We start from the raw sequence: 17,341 nt of genomic DNA, 5'->3' as shown, positions 1-17,341 counted from the left end.
TCATAGGTGAAGTGAGAAGCCAATCTATCGTAACTTTCAATGGGGCAATAGCTTTTTAGCTAAACGAACAGCAGAAGTGTTAGTTAAGATTGGCATTGTTGCAACTGTGACCGTTGGCGGCATGGATGCCGTCGTCGAGCCCTCAGGGACGAGTTTATGGCGAGTCACAGGGGAAACAATGACAATGAATACTGCACAACTGACGATAAAATTATCTTGCTTTGGTGCAAATATCTTTTTAGCTAAACGAACAGCTGAAGGGTTAATGAGGATTGGCATTGTTGCACCAGTGACCTTCTAAAACATGGATATTTTATTAGAGCCCTTAGGGATGCTTCTTGTTAAATAAAGAGACGACGAGTCACTGGGGAAGTAATGACAATAAATGCCACTCAACTGTCGAGAGTCTTATCGCAAACAACAGTGAACCAGTATAACGTCAGCTGCAGTTCTGCTCGCCGCGTGCTAGCAGAACTGACCGATTACACTTTCCTAACTTCGCTTACCTTTACCCAAATTCGCTCACCCTGTGCAGGCGGGCAAATATTCTGATAACTCAAGCAGGTTATAATCTGGGTCGCGGATATAGACGGAGTTTATCCGGCCTGTGGCGCCGGTTCGTAGCACTGGGCCTTCAATGATTTCAATCTGAAGAGCGTTTAAATGCGCGATCACTTCTTCTATGTTATGGCTGACTACAAAACATAGATCGGCACTGCCGGGCGTGGCTACCGCGGCCTTAGGTTCAAATTCGGCGCCCGCTTGGTGCAAGTTAATCTTTTGATCGCCAAAACTTAACGCAATACGCTGATTGCCAAATACCACTTTCTTCATCCCGAGCACGGTTTGATAAAATTCGACGCTGACGGCGATGTCTTTTACGGTTAAGACCAAATGATCTAAGCGGGTTACGCGCATTTTACTTTCCTTAGAATGGCTCAGAGTGGGCTCTGATTTTGAACGCTATCTCTACACTTGAGACGAATAAGAGTCAGATACCTTACATCATGTGCTGGTGCAAAAGTGACTCTGTGGTAGCATTTGTGGCGTTTTTTTGCGTAAATATTTTGTGCCTACTATATCCCTATGACTGAATGAGAGAGTTATGAAGAAAACCTTAGCCCGCGGCTTAATGAATCTATTACCTATGGCCTTGAGTTTGTGGCTGTTTTGGTCGCTGTTTGTATCGTTAGATGGTTTAGGAATTGTGATTTTAGAGTTGGTAGGGATTAACCAACACTTTGTTGGCGCCGGTTTTATGCTGGTGGTGGCATTAGTTTTTGCGGTGGGCCTGTTGTTTTCTGTCAGCCCGATTGTGTGGCTTTATGGTTGGCTTGAGCGCCAGTTGATGCGTTTCCCACTGTTTAAATCGGTTTATGGCAGTATCCGTGATATCGCCTCTTTGATGAATCGTGACGGTAAGCCAACAAGCCAAAAGACAGTGTTAGTGAAACAGGCGAATGGCAGTTTTGTGGTGGGCTTTATTATGACAGATACGCCGCCGCAGCCATTGTTAGATGCGTTGCCTGAGGGCGATTGGGTGCCTGTGTTGTTCCAATTGAGTTACCAAATGGCAGGCGTGACGAGCTTAGTTAAGCGGGATGATTTAATTATGGTTGATTGGTCGTTTGAAGAGGCGATGCGCTTCAATTTAACTGCTGGTATCTCGCAGTCACCGACTAAGTAATCAGATAAAGGTTTGTGCGTTTTAGCGTTTAAAATTAAATTTGATGATTTTTGTGGTATAATTTTTTGGCGACCAACATGGTCGCCATTTTTTATGCTGAATATTCTAGTAATATATTTGTTTTATGCTAAAGGTGGGCGTTAGCTGCCTTAGTGGTGTTAATTCTGTTTATCCATCAATCATTGGCTTAAAAAAGTCGTGTGTTGTTAATCCCGTTTTTCAGATCCTGTCACGTTTAGTCATAGCGAGTCGTTGCATTGATCTTTGGGATTTCCCCCATACTGGTCATAGATGAGCCCCGCAGCATTAAGCATATTTTGAGTATAAGTTTTGTTCTATCTCTCCGTTGGTATGTTGAGATATTTGGAGTGTGAACCCGCTAGAAATAGGGAGAGTCAATGTCAATCAAGTCTAGTATTAATCCGCCGGTATTTTATTCGTCGGTCTTTTTCATCATCTTGATGGTGATGATTTGCGCAGTATGGCCCACAGAGGCAAACACCTTTTTTAGATCAATGCAGTCATGGATAGAAATGAAAGCCGGCTGGCTTTACATTCTAAGTGTGGCGTTTTTCCTGATTTTTATCATATTTGTCATGGTTAGTCGCTTCGGCGATATCAAACTAGGACCAGATCATTCAGTGCCTGACTACAGCTATAAAAGCTGGATCGCCATGTTGTTTTCGGCGGGTATGGGCATAGGTTTGATGTTTTTTGGGGTCGCTGAACCTGTGATGCACTATCTGGCGCCGCCGGATGCAACCCCTGAGAGTCTTATTGCCGCAAAAGAGGCAATGAAGATTACTTTCTTCCATTGGGGACTGCATGCTTGGGCGATTTACGCTGTGGTGGCATTGAGTCTGGCCTATTTCTCTTATCGACATAAGTTACCGTTATTGCCGCGAAGTGCGCTTTATCCCTTAATTGGTGAACGCATCTATGGTCCTATTGGCCATACAGTGGATACCTTTGCTGTGCTTGGCACTATGTTTGGGGTGGCGACATCACTGGGCTTTGGGGTATTGCAGGTCAATTCTGGGTTGAGTTATCTATTTGAAGGTTTACCTAATAATGCTGTGGTGCAGGTGTGTTTGATTATCGGCATTACTTTATTGGCGACATTATCGGTATTTTCTGGTCTCGATAAAGGCGTGAAACGCTTAAGCGAACTTAATCTGGGTCTCGCGATTATTTTATTGCTTATCGTCTTGATCCTTGGCCCTACGGTTATGCTGTTGCAGGCTTTTGTGCAGAATACCGGTAGTTACTTAAGTGATTTAGTGGGTAAAACCTTTAACTTGTACGCTTATGAACATAAGGAAGATTGGCTCGGAGGCTGGACCTTGCTCTATTGGGGCTGGTGGATTTCCTGGTCTCCTTTTGTCGGTACCTTTATTGCACGTGTAAGCCGCGGCCGTACCATCCGTGAGTTTTTGATTGGTGTGTTATTTGTGCCATCGGCGTTGACCTTTCTGTGGATGACGGTATTTGGTAATACGGCGATTGATTCGATTATGAATCACGGCGCGACCTATCTTGCCGAGGCGGTGAATACCGATGTGTCAGTGGCCTTGTTTGTGTTTTTCGAGCACATGCCGTTCCCGACCTTACTCTCAGGGATTGCGATTTGTTTAGTCGTGACCTTCTTTGTGACCTCGTCGGATTCGGGATCCTTAGTGATTGATAATCTAACCTCGGGCGGTGATAACAATGCCCCCGTATGGCAGAGGATCTTTTGGGCACTGTTGCAAGGGGTCGTTGCGTCGGTATTGTTGTTAGCGGGTGGGTTACAGGCGCTGCAAACGGCGGCAATCGCTAGTGCTATGCCGTTCTTAGTGGTGATGCTATTCATGTGTCTGGGCCTATTTAAAGCCCTGAAAAATGATTGGCTTAAGATTAATAGCGTGCAGTTACACAATACCAGTGTGCAATACGCCAAAACTAATATGAGCTGGGAAGAGCGTATTGGGGTTTTAGTCTCGCATCCTACCCATGAAGAAGCGCAAGTGTTCTTGAATAATGTGGCTACGCCAGCTTTGTCTAAGGTGTGCCAACACTTTATGGCTAAAGGCATTGTGGCCGATCTTGAATATTTAGATGGCCGCGTGCGATTAGTGATCAGCAATGAGGTGAATTTGCCCTTTGTTTACGGTGTACGAACGCGTTGTTTTGACATCACTAACCCAATAGGGACTGAAATCGAGCAGGGCAATACCTTGTATTACCGCGCCGAAGTGTACCTTGAACAAGGTGGTCAGCATTACGATGTGATGGGTTATACCGAAGAGCAAATCCTCGCGGATGTGGTGACTCAGTATGAAAAATACTTACATTATTTGCATCTGTCGAATGCCGATCATGCCCACGTAAGCTAAGTAACGTAAGTTAAGTAAACTAAGCCAGTAACCTAGGTCGGCTTAACCATTTACGTCTACAAATCGCGCACCATTAACCCGCAAAGTGCGGGAGATATTGCCCCAAGTGATAACTCGGATTATCCTTGGGGGCAATTTTTTTAGGGTTTGTTTTAGGGATTACACTATGTCATCAGTGCCAGGCCAGAGTAAGTTAGATAAAGTATTAGCCGATGCGCGGGAGTACAAAGCTAAGCGTGAGAGCGGTTACCGTGAGCAAGCGTTAAAACTCTATCCTTGGGTGTGTGGCCGCTGTACCCGCGAATTTACCCCAAAAAACTTAAGTGAACTGACTGTACATCATAGGGATCATAACCACGATAACAACCCGTCAGACGGTTCAAACTGGGAATTATTATGTCTTTATTGCCATGACAACGAACATTCTCGCTTTGAAGAATTGATCCGTTACGGTAGCACCACAGAAACCAAGCAAGCGGCGGCGACCTACAATCCCTTTGCTGACTTAAAATCAATGCTGAAAAAATAGTCTTGTGGGCTGTTAGCAGGATGAGCTTGCGCAGAGGGTGGCGTTAGCAGGCGGCGTTTAGTCTTTGTCGGTTAAACGCGCTTCGGCAGCTAACCATTTATCACGACTTAAAATATGCTGGTTTTCACTGCCTTCAAATAAAGCTTTACGGGCGGTAAGTTGCTGACAAATGGCTGCCTGTTGCGCTTCGCTACTCGTACGCCAACTGACAATTTCATCGATATGTCGAAAGCAGCCCATGCAGTAGTCTTCGTCATTTAAACCGCAGCGTGCGACGCAAGGTGAAAGCATGTGTGTCCTCTTCAGGGTATTGCTGACCATGGTTTGTAGTTAACAGTCAGGTTGAGTGCTTTTAACGGGCGCGATACTAACATTTTTTCGCGTAAAGTCATCCGTAGGGCAGATTTACTCAGCCTAATACGAGACAAGTATTTTTTACACTGGGCATGACGTGAACCAAGATAATCTGCAGCAACAATTCACTTACTCACAGCGATTTAGCAAGCTTAATCAATTGCTTGAAAAGAGTGCTGCCCTGTGGCAAGTGCGTGCATTTGAAGTGAACGCTTTGCCTTGGGCACAGGATTTTCCGCAGTTGGCCGAAGCTGTGTGGGCGCTGGCTGATGATGAGCTTGATGGACTTGATGCCGAGCAATCTTTACTGGTTAAGGCGCTGTCACCGGCATTAAACCGCGATCTTAGGGCATTATGCCAAGATTGGGACTTGTCATTGCTTACCACTGCCATTGCTGATATTGCAATTACCGATACCACAAAGGTAGATAAAGCGCAGGACCGCGGTTTGTCCTTTGATGATGAGGCGCACTTTAGTGCTCACATTAAAGGCCGAAAATGGCAGCAAATTACCGCCTTTGTGCAGCATTTACCCCAGCTTAATTTACCTGTGCTGGAATGGTGTGCGGGTAAAGGGCATTTGGGCCGCTTGATCGCTAAAGCTCGCGGCGCCGAAGTGGTGAGTTTAGAATGGCAAGCGCCGCTGTGTGAAGCAGGGCAGGCCTTTGCTGATAAGTTGCAGTTATCGCAGACTTTTATTTGCGCCGATGCCTTTGCTATTGGTACAGAACATGCTGTGACAAACACATCTACAACTACAGTTGAAGCACAAGCTGAACATGCCTCAAATGCCAATCCGTTAACTGCACGGCAGCAAGCGGTTGCTTTGCATGCCTGCGGAGATTTGCATGTTCGGCTGTTAACATTGGCGACCGAGGCGGGCACGCAGGCATTGGCGATTTCTCCTTGTTGCTATCATTTAATTCAAGCGAGCCATTATCAGCCGTTATCCATTCTTGCTCAGCAGAGCAGCCTAAAGCTCAGTCGCCATGATTTACAGTTACCGCTACAGCAGAGTGTGATCGCTAATCCCAAACAGCAGGCGCTACGCCATCAAGAAATTGCGTGGCGCTTAGGCTTTGATGCACTGCAACGTGAATGTCGACAAATCGACGAATATTTGCCTTTACCCTCGTTAAAACAGAGTCAATTGAGCGGCAGTTTTACGGATTTTTGCCTGTGGGCAGCCGAGACTAAGGCCGTTAATCTTGCAAAAAACAGGGATTTTGAAGCTTGGCTTGACGTTGGGCGACAAAGACAACAATTAACTCGCCGTATTGATTTAGTCGCGCATTTATTCCGCAGCGCGCTGGAGCAGTGGCTCATCTTAGATCGCGCTTGTTTTTTGCAGGAACAAGGATATGGTGTTTGCGTGGGTGAATTTTGTGCAAACAGCGTCACACCAAGAAATACGCTGATTTTAGCGCAAAAAATGGCGGTATAATTTTGCGCGTCTAAAAATATGCTGTACTGTGATGTTTTTTATGAATTATTTCTATATTAGCGCATTTAAGTTTAGTGATAGTGAATTCAGGGCCGTCGTGTTTGGAACCTGCGCTGTGAGACAAGTCTTACACTCAAGATGGTTTTTTATTGAATCATCGGGCTTTTCTTGTTCAAATGTCGCATTAATGACGAATAACAACTGAAAGCTGACCTGCTGGTCAGTCATTCTAGTGAGCGAATAAAACAGTTTCATGAAATATTCCCGCGTATTTATTAATAGCCTGGCCTATGAACTGGCGCCTGTTGTGGTTTCCAGTAGTGAGCTAGAGTCTCGTCTTGCTCCTTTGTATCAAAAGTTCCGTATTCCTATGGGACAGCTTGCCGCATTGACTGGGATTACCGAACGCCGCTGGTGGCCAAAAGGACATCAATTGTCCGACGGTGCGATTAAAGCTGCCCGTAAAGCCATGGTTGAAACTGGGATTGATGTCGCCGATTTAGGTGCTGTTGTCTATACCGGCGTGTGCCGCGATCAACATGAGCCCGCAACCGCGTGTCGTATTGCTGCCGAATTGGGTGTGTCAAAAGACACTGCGATTTACGATATCAGCAACGCTTGCCTTGGGGTGTTATCGGGCATTTTAGATATCGCGAACCGTATTGAGTTGGGTCAAATCAAGGCGGGTATGGTGGTGTCCTGTGAGTCGGCGCGGGATATTGTCGATGTCACTATCGATAACATGTTGGCCGATCCGACCATGCAGAATTTTGCCCAGTCACTGGCGACCTTAACCGGTGGCTCTGGTGCCGTGGCGGTGATCCTTACCGATGGCAGCTTGCCGCTGACAAATGTGCGTCAGCATCAATTGCTGGGTGCATCGCACTTATCGGCGCCTGAGCATCATCAGTTGTGTCAATGGGGTCTGCAGGAAGTGGGGCATAACCTGTATCGCGAGTTTATGCGTACCGATGCCGTTACCTTGCTTAAAGAAGGCGTTGAATTGGCGAAGCACACTTGGGAGCATTTCCTTGAGCAGCGTAATTGGCTGGTTGAGCAAGTGGACAAAGTGATTTGCCATCAAGTAGGCGCTTCAAATCGTAAGCAAGTACTGAGTGCGCTCAATATTCCCCCCGAAAAAGAATTTCCAACGTATCAGCTACTGGGCAATATGGGCACAGTGTCGTTACCTGTGACCGCTGCGATGGCGCACGATCAAGGCTTTTTACAAGCGGGCGATCAAGTGAGCTTTTTAGGAATAGGCAGTGGATTGAATTGCATGATGTTAGGCATTAAGTGGTAGGGTGCATTGCACCTTTTCACGCCTTTGCTTGATGGCTGGCATACATTCGAGTCAACCCAGTAAGTCCATGATTCAGTTGATAGCTTAGTCTTTAGTTCTGTCGATAAGCTAAGCCAGCTGTACATAACCCGTTATTCGCTCTCATAAAGAATCAAGATAGGAAGCGTCATGTTAGACACTCTGTTGCCTTTTAAACGTCATTTTCTGAGCCGTAATGGCAACAAGCTACATTATATCAACGAGGGGCAAGGCGAGCCTGTGGTGATGGTTCACGGTAATCCTAGCTGGTCGTTTTACTACCGCAATCTTGTTAGCGCCTTAAAAGACACTCACCAATGCATAGTGCCGGATCATATCGGCTGTGGCCTGTCGGATAAGCCAGACGACAGTGGTTATGACTATACCCTTAAGAACCGTATCGATGATCTCGAAGCCCTGCTCGATAGCCTGAATGTGAAAGAAAACATTACCTTAGTCGTACACGACTGGGGCGGCATGATAGGTATGGGTTATGCGGCGCGTTATCCTGATCGCATTAAACGCCTAGTGATATTGAACACGGGTGCTTTCCATTTGCCCGAGACTAAATCATTCCCTTGGCCGCTGTGGATTTGTCGTAATACCCTGTTAGGTACAGTGTTGGTACGCGGTTTCAATGCCTTTTCGTCTATTGCTTCCTATGTGGGTGTTAAGCGCCAACCGATGTCGAAATACATTCGCGAGGCGTATGTCGCGCCGTTTAACTCTTGGGCCAATCGCATTTCGACGCTGCGTTTTGTGCAGGATATTCCACTGCGTGAAGGCGATAGAAATTATCAATTAGTCTCTGATATTGCTGCGAGTTTACCTAAATTTGCTAAAGTGCCGACCCTGATTTGCTGGGGCCTCAAGGACTTTGTATTCGATAAGCACTTTTTAGCGAAATGGCGCCAACACATGCCCCATGCGACAGTGCATGAATTTGCCGATTGTGGTCACTACATTTTGGAAGATGCCAGCGATGAAGTGATTGCCCATATCAAAGGCTTTATGGCTGACGACCACGTAGAAGCGGCGCAGTCCGAACAGGCTGCAGGTTAATGTCGACCTTGCTTGAGATTGAAGTTGCTCCTTTAGTGACGCAGTTGGAAAAGTCACTTTTAAGTGGCACTTCTGCGTCAGCAACAATCAATGATGCCAATATTTGTTGTCATCTCAAGCAAGCCGCCCATGCCATTCCCCATCATCTTGCGGTCGCTGTACAAAGCGCTCAGGGCGCTTCTGTGGCGAATTTGCGTTACAGCGAGTTGGACTTCCTTAACCTGGATAGACAAAGCGATGCGATAGCCTTTGCGCTGAACGCCCATGGCATTAAGCGCGGCATGAAGGCTGTGCTTATGGTCACGCCGAGTTTGGATTTTTTTGCACTTACTTTTGCGCTGTTTAAAGCGGGGATTATTCCTATCCTAGTTGATCCCGGCATGGGGATCCGCAATCTTAAACAGTGTTTTGCTGAAGCCGCGCCCGATGCCTTTATCGGTATTCCCAAGGCTCATATTGCTAGACGTTTATTTGGTTGGGGTAAGGGCAGTATTAAGTCATTACTCAATGTCGATGACGGCAAAACAGGCTTAGCGGCAAAGTTAATCCGCATCGCTACTGGTGCGATAAGTTTATCGACTCTGCTGCAAAGCACCTTAGTGCAATCTTTTGCTCCAAAGTCTGAATATCCCATGGTGATGCTTAAATCTGATGAGATAGCGGCGATTTTATTTACCAGTGGCAGCACTGGCACGCCTAAGGGGGTGGTGTATAGCCATGGTATGTTTGAGGCACAAATCCAAGCATTAAAAAACGATTATGGCATTTGCCATGGCGAGCGCGATCTCGCCACGTTTCCACTGTTTTCACTCTTTGGTCCCGCACTGGGTATGGCGTCTATTGTTCCTGAAATGGATGCCAGCAAGCCCATTACCGCCAATCCTGAATTCCTGTTTGCCGCGATTGAGAAATATCAATGCAGTAATATTTTTGTTAATCCCGCTTTGCTCGAACGTTTAGGCCGTGCGGGGGAACAAAAACAGCATAAATTGCCTAGCGTACAGCGGGTGATTTCCGCGGGTGCGCCAGCCACCATTGCCTCCATCGCCCGTTTTAGTAAGATGCTGAGCCAAGGTGTGCCGATTTTAAATTCCTACGGCGCAACCGAATCTTTGCCTATTAGTATGATTGCCAGCGATGCGTTATTTGCCACGACTGACATCACAGATAACGGCGGTGGTATCTGTGTCGGTCGCGCTATCGATGGCGTGACGATTCGCATTATTGCTATCAGCGAAGAGGTTATTCCCGAGTGGGATGATGCCTTACAGTTGAATAACGGTGAAATCGGCGAGATAGTCGTGCAGGGACCTATGGTGAGTCAGTCCTATTATCTAAACAATAGTCAGCACGCTAGCCAAAACGAAAGCCAAGGCAAACGCGCGACTGCGGCGGCCAAGATTTGGGACTCGGCAAACAATACCGTTAGACACCGCATGGGCGATTTGGGGTATCTTGATGATCAAGGTCTTCTGTGGATGTGTGGTCGTAAGGCCCACAGAGTCGACGCTACCCTTAACGGATTGTTTGCTAAACGTTATTATTCCATTCCCTGCGAGCGCATTTTTAATATGCATCCCAATGTGAAGCGCTCCGCTTTAGTGGGAGTGAAAGTGGCGAACGAGATAGAGCCATTAATTTGTATCGAACTCGACCAGTCATTGGTGTGCAATAAGAGTCAGCAGTTGTACCAAGATTTGATCGCCATCGCCGAGCAATTTACGCAGACTCAGGGCATAAGGCGGTTTCTTATTCATCCTGATTTCCCTGTGGATGTGCGGCATAATGCCAAGATTTTTAGAGAAAAATTAGCCGTTTGGGCACAATTACAAACGAAAGGTTGATTTAAACCTCTACGACTTTTTCCTGCATTTTTTACGTTATATTCTGTGTTCATTTGAACAAACTCGCTTATTTTTAAGCCCTTGTGCTTATTTTAAACTTATTACACCGACTTTAAGTTCATGTAAATGTGCTGAAATGGATACCCTTAATGACGAAAGACCCAATTAAGAGCACGACGCTTGCCCAATTTGATGCGGCTGAACAAACGGCACTCGCGCAGCTCGCGCTTAAGGTGCAACACGCCTTTGTCACGGGGGCGGGGGGATTTTTAGGTAAAGCGATTTGCCTGAGATTGTTAGCTGCGGGCATTAAGGTCACAGGTTTTGCGCGTGGGCATTATCCCGAACTTGAAGCACTGGGCGTAGTCATGTTGCAAGGGGATTTAGTCAATAAAGATCTGCTGCAACAGGCGATGCAAGGCTGCGATATCGTATTTCATGTGGCGTCTAAAGCGGGTGTTTGGGGTGACAGAGACAGCTATTTTTGTCCGAATGTGAAGGGTGCTGCCAATGTGATTGCCGCTTGTAAGGCATTAAAAATAGATAAGTTAGTTTATACCAGTACCCCGAGTGTGACCTTTGCAGGGCAGGATGAATCGGGTATTGATGAGTCTACTCCCTATGCTACAAGATTCCTGAATCATTATGCCCACTCTAAAGCCATCGCTGAAAAGATGATGCTCGATGCCAATCAAGTGGGTGACATGCCACTTGAAAATCCTGATGTGACCCAAGTATCTAGCCAAGTGACGACTCAAGCCACTGCACCCTATGCGTTAAAAACCGTCGCACTCAGGCCGCATCTGATATGGGGGCCTGGCGATCCCCATCTAGTGCCACGGGTATTGTCGCGCGGGCGTTTAGGTAAGCTTAAACTGGTTGGCCGCGAAGATAAGCTGGTCGATACCATCTACATCGACAATGCTGCCTATGCCCATGTGCTGGCGGCACTGGAACTTTGCCAAGCAAAGCCTAAGTGTCAAGGGAAAGCTTATTTTCTGAGTAATGATGAACCCATCACTATGGCCGAGATGATCAATCTGATTTTGGCCTGCGATGCTTTACCGCCAGTGACTAAGCGTGTGCCTCAATTTGTGGCCTATGTAGTAGGCGCAGTATTGGAAAGTGTACATTACCTCCTAAAGAAGCAAGAAGAGCCCATGATGACCCGTTTTGTCGCACGGCAGTTATCCTGCAGCCATTATTTTGATATCAGCGCAGCTAAACGAGATTTAGGTTATCGTGCGCTCGTCTCTATTAATCAAGGGATGGCAAGGCTTAAAGTGTCGCTTTAGTTTTAGATATACTGCCATCATGGTATTGGGGGTTTATGAGTTGCGGTGATTGTAAAACGTCAATTTTCAGGCAACAGATTGGTCGCTGCAAACGATGTATGTGGCAGCTTACGGCTTTGTCGGCTATCGGTTGGCCGCTGTGGTGGCTTTATTATGATGCGCCTAGGGATGTAAACTCGATTGCATTACTGTTTTTCTGCGCGGCTTTTACGGGGTTACTTGCTTTGCACCTTATCGTATTGGCTTACCGTCGCCTCAGAGGGCGAGAGTAAGCCAACTGACTTTCTGTTTGTATGCTTAAACTGAGTTAGTTGCCATTTTCTCGTGCATCATTTTTTTCATTAATGGCGCAAGGGCAAAGAAGACTAATGCCATCACCACGCCAATTTGCGCCGAGAAGATAAACAGTTGTTCGTATAGCGCCATCGCACTCGGTACGTCACTTATCACGCCGCCTTGGGTATCAATCGCGGCGAGTTTGTTTAATTCGGCGGCTAAGATTTCAGAGTATGAAGTGCCGAGGAACCAAGCACCCATCATCAGGCTGACTACGCGTTTTACCGAAAGCTGAGTCACGGCAGATAAGCCTATGGGCGACAACAATAACTCCCCGATTTCTAATACAAAATAAGCCGCGACTAAGAACCAAATACTCACTAAGCCACTGCTTAGCGGCATCTGGATCCCGAGCACAAGCACCATAAAGGATAAACCCGCGAACAAAATACCGAGTGCGGTTTTAACCGGTTTGCTTAGGTCGCAATTTTTACGGGCGAGGGCTGGCCACAGCCAAGCGAAGATAGGCGACAAACTGATCACAAAGAAGGCACCGAGGAAGGTCAATTGTCCCGCGCTCCATTCGAGACCGAGCATGTTACGGTCCATCACACGGTCCGAAAATGCTACCCAAGAGCCATAGGTCTGCTCATATAAACCAAAGAAGACCAAACCCGCAACGATGAAAAGCAGCAAAGCCGACATCTGTTGACGTTCAATCGGATTACAATGTTTCACCATGAACCAGCCAATCCCGAGGGCGAGCACTAGTGATACTGAGTGCAAGAACCAAATCACTGGGCTCACAGCGGGTAATAAACTGCTAATCGAAAGTACGAGGGAGTGGGTTTGAATCAACCCCCAGACTATGATTACGCTGCCAATTGCGCTTAAGTAAATCCATTGTTCTGTCGTTATGCCAGCGGTTTTCTTTAAAATCCGCGCAGGATCTCTGGGTTCGGCGAAGCCTTGCAGATGTTTTTTGCCACGAATAAACACCAACAAACCTGCTAACATCCCTAAACCTGCCAAACCAAAACCGTACTTCCAGCCATAGGTTTCACCTAAATAAGCGCAAATTAGCGGGGCTAAGGTGGCGCCTAAGTTGATGCCCGCGTAGAAAATGGTAAAACCAGAATCTCGCTTAGCGGATGATTTAGGATAAAGCTGACCGACTATGGTGGAAATATTGGGTTTTAAAAAACCCACACCGACAATGATTAAGGCGAGGGATAAATAGAATACTTGCAGCGCTTGTTCATCCCGTTGAATTTCACCTGCAACGATAACCGCTTGATGGCCTTCAAAGGCCATACCTAAGTGGCCGAGCACCAATAAAACACCACCAAAGATCACCGCTTTACGCATGCCGATATAGCGGTCGGCCAATAAGCCACCCACTACGGGCATGGCATACACTAAGGCACCGTAAGCACCAATCACGTTGTAACCAAATTCATCGGTAAATAGATGATATTTAATCAGGTAAAGAAACAGTAATGCTTTCATACCGTAGAAAGAGAAGCGTTCCCACATTTCGGTAAAAAAGCAGACAAATAAGCCCTTAGGATGCCCAAATAGCATTTCAGTTGGGGGCGAGCCTTGTGGGCCCTGCATTGTGTGCGGCAGGTTTTGTTCTATTGACACTTAAGACTCCCATTGCTGGCACTTTATGCGCCGAGCAGCTAATGATTCATTTTATCGTAATGAATTTTATTAATTATTTTTCATTATTTGTGATTATCGCGGCGCTTTTGATCGCTAAAAAACGGCGCTGTTGCAGCAGTTAATCACACTCGGATGATATGGAACAGCCAAGGGTCTTGAAAGTGATGAATATTTTGTATAACTAACATTTTTAGCCGTTCTTTAAGGCTCGCTATAGCAATACTAAGCGGTTAAATTAATTCATTTTCAGTTAAGAAATGAGTGCTAAATAGTGGCCATAATTCAACTGTGGCTGTTTTATCTTAGCCGCTTTAGCCTTGATTTAGCTGTAGCTCGTCGTTTAATGGATGGTATAAGTTTTATGTTTGATAGCGATTTTGCATTATTGGTAGAGCATCTACGCGCTTGTTCGAGGCTGCTATCTAAATGAATGTCACAAATGGGTGGGTTAGATGATTTTCTCAGGGAAGCGCAGTGATTGAGAAGTGAACTTATTCGAGGCATAAGTATAAATAAGCACCATAATCATATTGATTATAAAAGAATTTTAATCTTGATAGTTGCATTTTTCATATAAGATTTCACAGTTTATATTTCTACAATGAGTTAATGTCTATCTGCTCAACTTTACTGATTTAGATCAGTCGTTATGTGTTACTAAGGAGACTTATGGAGTTTTTTACCACCCTATTTGTGGGTTACCCGCTTTGGGTTTGGTTAATGTTTTTCGGTTTTGTGCTGGCGTTATTAGCTTTTGACCTTGGCGTATTGCACAAGGAGCAGCATGAAATTACCGTGGCTGAAAGTTTAAAGCTTTCAGCCTTTTATATCTGTATGGGCTTATTGTTTGGGGCCTGGCTCTGGTGGTACAAGGGTTCAACCGCCGGTATGGAATACCTAACGGGCTATCTGATTGAAAAATCACTGTCTATGGATAACGTATTTGTTATCGCGTTAATCTTCAGTAGCTTAGGTATCCCACGTTTATACCAACATAGAGTGCTCTTCTGGGGCATTATGGGCGTAATAGTGTTGCGCGCCATTATGATCGGTCTTGGTGCTGTGCTTGTTGCCCAGTATCAAGGTGTACTTGTGTTATTTGGACTCTTCTTGATTTTCACTGGCGTGAAAATGCTCTTCTCAAACGATGAGCACGGTGATATCCAAGACAATAAGTTTTATAAATGGTTACGCACTAAGATGCGTTTTACGCCAACGCTGCATAAAGAAAAATTCTGGGTTCGTGGCGAAGATCATCAGTTAACAAAAGGATGGTGGGCGACGCCGTTATTCTTGGCGTTGATCTTAGTGGAAACCGCGGATTTGGTGTTTGCAGTCGACAGTATTCCAGCTATTTTTGCGATTACCCAAGATCCTTTCATCGTCTATACCTCGAATATCTTCGCGATTCTGGGGCTACGTGCTTTGTATTTTGCGTTGGCTGCTATGGTGCATCGTTTTGAATACCTTAAATACGCGCTGTCAGTAGTATTAGTGTTTATTGGGGTGAAAGTGGGTTTAGTGTATTTCAACCACGAGGGAATCGTGGACTTTACTATCCCTACGGCCGTGTCCCTTGGTGTGACTTTTGGTCTGTTAGTTTTAGGTGTCCTGTATTCGCTGTGGAAGACGCGCGGGCAAGAAGTTGAGAAATAGCTTGGACGGCTAGTCCAATAAGTAATATGTTTCGGCCGTTTAGTCATACTAAACGGCCTTTTTTATATCCTTAATATGTGAATCGTTAAGCTTTACAGAAGATGTTAAAAATTAGTCTATGCTTAATTCGAGCCGTTGTTAGTTTTGGGCTCACAAAGGGAGTTTTTAGGACTAATACTCTTCAAGGACGATATTATGAAACTCAACATTACCGCCATACTTCTGCTCACCGTTTGTTCATTGACCACAGTCAACGCAAAAGCTGCAGATAAGCAATCGCCCAACACTAGATCTAACGCAAATTCAACCTGTACTGGAGCCTATCCAAGTTACTTCCAAGATCCTGCTTTTACAAAAACAGGTATGTGGGATAATCAGGTCACCATTAATCAAGCCTATTCTGGCTGGAAGGGGCCTATTTTTAGCCTCAGTGATGCTTATTCGAGTGCCAAACCAGATAGCGCTGCACCTTGGCTTAAATTCAATCCCTTTGATAAAAATCTGAGTGAAAGTGATAAAAATACCCAAGCTGAGCAATACCTCTGGGCTGTGATGAAGTACATCCAAGAGGGAAACATCGACAAAGGCGATGTCAGTAAAGACTGGGATCTGTGTAACAACAAGGTGCGCTCTTGGTACCATATTCCCTATCAGACCTATGATCCCATGAGTGGGCGGGAATTTATCCATGGCTTGACCCGAGAAGCCCCCGTCACTATGGAGATAAAAGGCCAAGGCTCCCTTAAAACCACTATGTGGGCGGTGGGTTTTTATAATCCTCAGGCGGCAAACAGCATTGGCAAGGTATGGACGGGGGCACCATCACCTGTGATGCCCCAGCAAAATTTTGCATTTAATGAAGGCAGTGTGATTGGCAAGTTATTGTTTACTACTGCAACGCCTAATAACTATCCTTTCCTTGAAAATGTACCTGTTTGGCAAGCCAATATCAGTGCCAGTGATTTCTGTGTATGTAAAAACGCCGATGGCAGTGCCTGTAGTTTCCAACAGGAAACAGAGCAATGCCCGCGCTCTGTCGCCGATGTGTACTTATTGCAGTTTGATATTGCAGTGCGCGACAGCCGTTCACCCGTGGGCTGGGCCTATGGCACTTTTGTCGCCGATGGTCAGTTTAAAGCGAAAGAGAAAAATCCTTGGGATCGTATCTCACCTCTGGGATTAATGTGGGGGAATGACACGCCGCCAGCAACAGTGGGAGCGGCAGCATTCCCTCAAAACCCAATCACAGGGCTTAAGGATAGCGCCGTATTTCAAGAGGTCGTTGGCCGTTTGAATGAGCACACCAATGCGGGACACTTAGGGTGTAATGGGCGTTTAAATGGCCCTGCGGATAATGCATTAAGTAGCTGTTTATCTTGTCATCAAACTGCTTCAGTTCCCGATAGTACCAATAATACACCGGCAATCCTGTACCAATTTGCCTCGTATCAAGAGCCGGGCAGTGGTCAATGTTTAACATCGCCCAGCGCCCTCGATTTATCGATTGACCAAGTGTATTTCAAAACCTTTATGTGTTCTGCGTCCTTCGTTGGACCCAGTAACATAGTCCCTGCACCTAAATATACTCAAGGGCAAAAACAGTGGATTTCTACTGATTTTTCATTGCAGCTCAGTATCAGTCTCACCCAGTGGCAAGAATGGCAACAAGACCAAGATAACCTGAAAAAGAACATCAAAGTGCGCGTATTTGATGGCACTTTACCCTCTCGTTAATGTTGGTGTTTATGTAACTAATTGTATTTAGTCCGCTATATTTTAATTCGTGGCATATTTTTACTTTTATATTGTATTTCAATAGCAAGGGATTCA

Annotated in this window: 15 protein-coding genes; 12 read left to right on the top strand and 3 right to left on the bottom strand. The window is 45.8% G+C overall.

What is annotated here, in order from left to right:
* Positions 1-76 precede the first annotated feature (76 nt).
* Positions 77-301 carry a hypothetical protein gene (locus AAA952_RS00415; protein ID WP_212600067.1) on the top strand — a complete coding sequence of 75 codons (225 nt, stop codon included), beginning with the start codon at positions 77-79 and terminating at the stop codon, positions 299-301.
* A 221-nt stretch (positions 302-522) separates the two neighbouring features.
* On the opposite strand, the gene AAA952_RS00410 is transcribed toward AAA952_RS00415, so the two are convergent.
* The gene (locus tag AAA952_RS00410; protein ID WP_338253441.1) at positions 523-918 is read right to left on the bottom strand and encodes a VOC family protein; all 396 of its coding nucleotides are present in this window, start codon (positions 916-918) and stop codon (positions 523-525) included.
* A gap of 187 nt (positions 919-1,105) precedes the next feature.
* Here AAA952_RS00410 and AAA952_RS00405 point away from each other — a divergent pair, with 187 nt between their 5' ends.
* The 3 genes from AAA952_RS00405 to AAA952_RS00395 all read left to right on the top strand — a co-directional run bounded on the left by AAA952_RS00405 (position 1,106) and on the right by AAA952_RS00395 (position 4,591).
* A complete protein-coding gene (locus AAA952_RS00405) occupies positions 1,106-1,687 on the top strand; it encodes a DUF502 domain-containing protein (RefSeq protein ID WP_028760527.1) in 582 nt (193 codons plus the stop codon).
* Between the two features lie 398 nt (positions 1,688-2,085).
* Positions 2,086-4,062: a BCCT family transporter gene (locus tag AAA952_RS00400; RefSeq protein ID WP_105249669.1), complete on the top strand. Its 1,977-nt coding sequence runs from the start codon at positions 2,086-2,088 to the stop codon at positions 4,060-4,062.
* Positions 4,063-4,228: 166 nt separating this feature from the next.
* A complete protein-coding gene (locus AAA952_RS00395) occupies positions 4,229-4,591 on the top strand; it encodes a YajD family HNH nuclease (RefSeq protein WP_028760525.1) in 363 nt (120 codons plus the stop codon).
* A 57-nt stretch (positions 4,592-4,648) separates the two neighbouring features.
* Here AAA952_RS00395 and AAA952_RS00390 read toward each other — a convergent pair whose 3' ends face one another.
* Entirely contained in the window at positions 4,649-4,882 is a 234-nt protein-coding gene (locus tag AAA952_RS00390; RefSeq protein WP_338253434.1) for a DUF1289 domain-containing protein, read from the bottom strand.
* Positions 4,883-5,042: 160 nt separating this feature from the next.
* Between AAA952_RS00390 and AAA952_RS00385 the strand changes: the two genes are divergently transcribed.
* The 6 genes from AAA952_RS00385 (at position 5,043) to AAA952_RS00360 (ending at position 12,183) form a co-directional block, all read left to right on the top strand.
* Entirely contained in the window at positions 5,043-6,389 is a 1,347-nt protein-coding gene (locus AAA952_RS00385; protein WP_338253431.1) for a methyltransferase, read from the top strand.
* Between the two features lie 253 nt (positions 6,390-6,642).
* Positions 6,643-7,692, top strand: coding sequence for a 3-oxoacyl-ACP synthase III (locus AAA952_RS00380; protein ID WP_028760522.1), 1,050 nt, complete (start codon positions 6,643-6,645; stop codon positions 7,690-7,692).
* 168 nt (positions 7,693-7,860) lie between these two features.
* The gene (locus tag AAA952_RS00375; protein ID WP_338253428.1) at positions 7,861-8,772 is read left to right on the top strand and encodes an alpha/beta fold hydrolase; all 912 of its coding nucleotides are present in this window, start codon (positions 7,861-7,863) and stop codon (positions 8,770-8,772) included.
* Positions 8,772-10,616 (top strand): olefin beta-lactone synthetase, encoded by a 1,845-nt coding sequence (gene oleC, locus AAA952_RS00370; protein ID WP_338253426.1) that lies wholly within the window; start codon positions 8,772-8,774, stop codon positions 10,614-10,616. Before AAA952_RS00375 ends, oleC begins: the two co-directional genes overlap by 1 nt.
* Before the next feature lie 149 nt (positions 10,617-10,765).
* Complete coding sequence (gene oleD / locus AAA952_RS00365) at positions 10,766-11,911, top strand: 2-alkyl-3-oxoalkanoate reductase (RefSeq protein ID WP_263172196.1); 1,146 nt, start codon at positions 10,766-10,768, stop codon at positions 11,909-11,911.
* Between the two features lie 35 nt (positions 11,912-11,946).
* A complete protein-coding gene (locus AAA952_RS00360; RefSeq protein ID WP_338253422.1) occupies positions 11,947-12,183 on the top strand; it encodes a DUF3624 domain-containing protein in 237 nt (78 codons plus the stop codon).
* 25 nt (positions 12,184-12,208) lie between these two features.
* Here AAA952_RS00360 and AAA952_RS00355 read toward each other — a convergent pair whose 3' ends face one another.
* Positions 12,209-13,834 (bottom strand): peptide MFS transporter, encoded by a 1,626-nt coding sequence (locus AAA952_RS00355; protein ID WP_338253420.1) that lies wholly within the window; start codon positions 13,832-13,834, stop codon positions 12,209-12,211.
* A gap of 690 nt (positions 13,835-14,524) precedes the next feature.
* Between AAA952_RS00355 and AAA952_RS00350 the strand changes: the two genes are divergently transcribed.
* Both AAA952_RS00350 and AAA952_RS00345 read left to right on the top strand, forming a co-directional pair.
* Complete coding sequence (locus tag AAA952_RS00350) at positions 14,525-15,511, top strand: TerC family protein (RefSeq protein WP_131525740.1); 987 nt, start codon at positions 14,525-14,527, stop codon at positions 15,509-15,511.
* Positions 15,512-15,706: 195 nt separating this feature from the next.
* Positions 15,707-17,245 (top strand): hypothetical protein, encoded by a 1,539-nt coding sequence (locus tag AAA952_RS00345; protein ID WP_338253418.1) that lies wholly within the window; start codon positions 15,707-15,709, stop codon positions 17,243-17,245.
* Positions 17,246-17,341 lie beyond the last annotated feature (96 nt).

The organism is Shewanella sp. M-Br (assembly GCF_036245925.1).
Lineage (GTDB): Bacteria > Pseudomonadota > Gammaproteobacteria > Enterobacterales > Shewanellaceae > Shewanella > Shewanella oncorhynchi.
The sequence above is the reverse complement of the archived record's forward strand: the minus strand, read 5'-3'. Positions and strand labels throughout refer to the sequence as shown.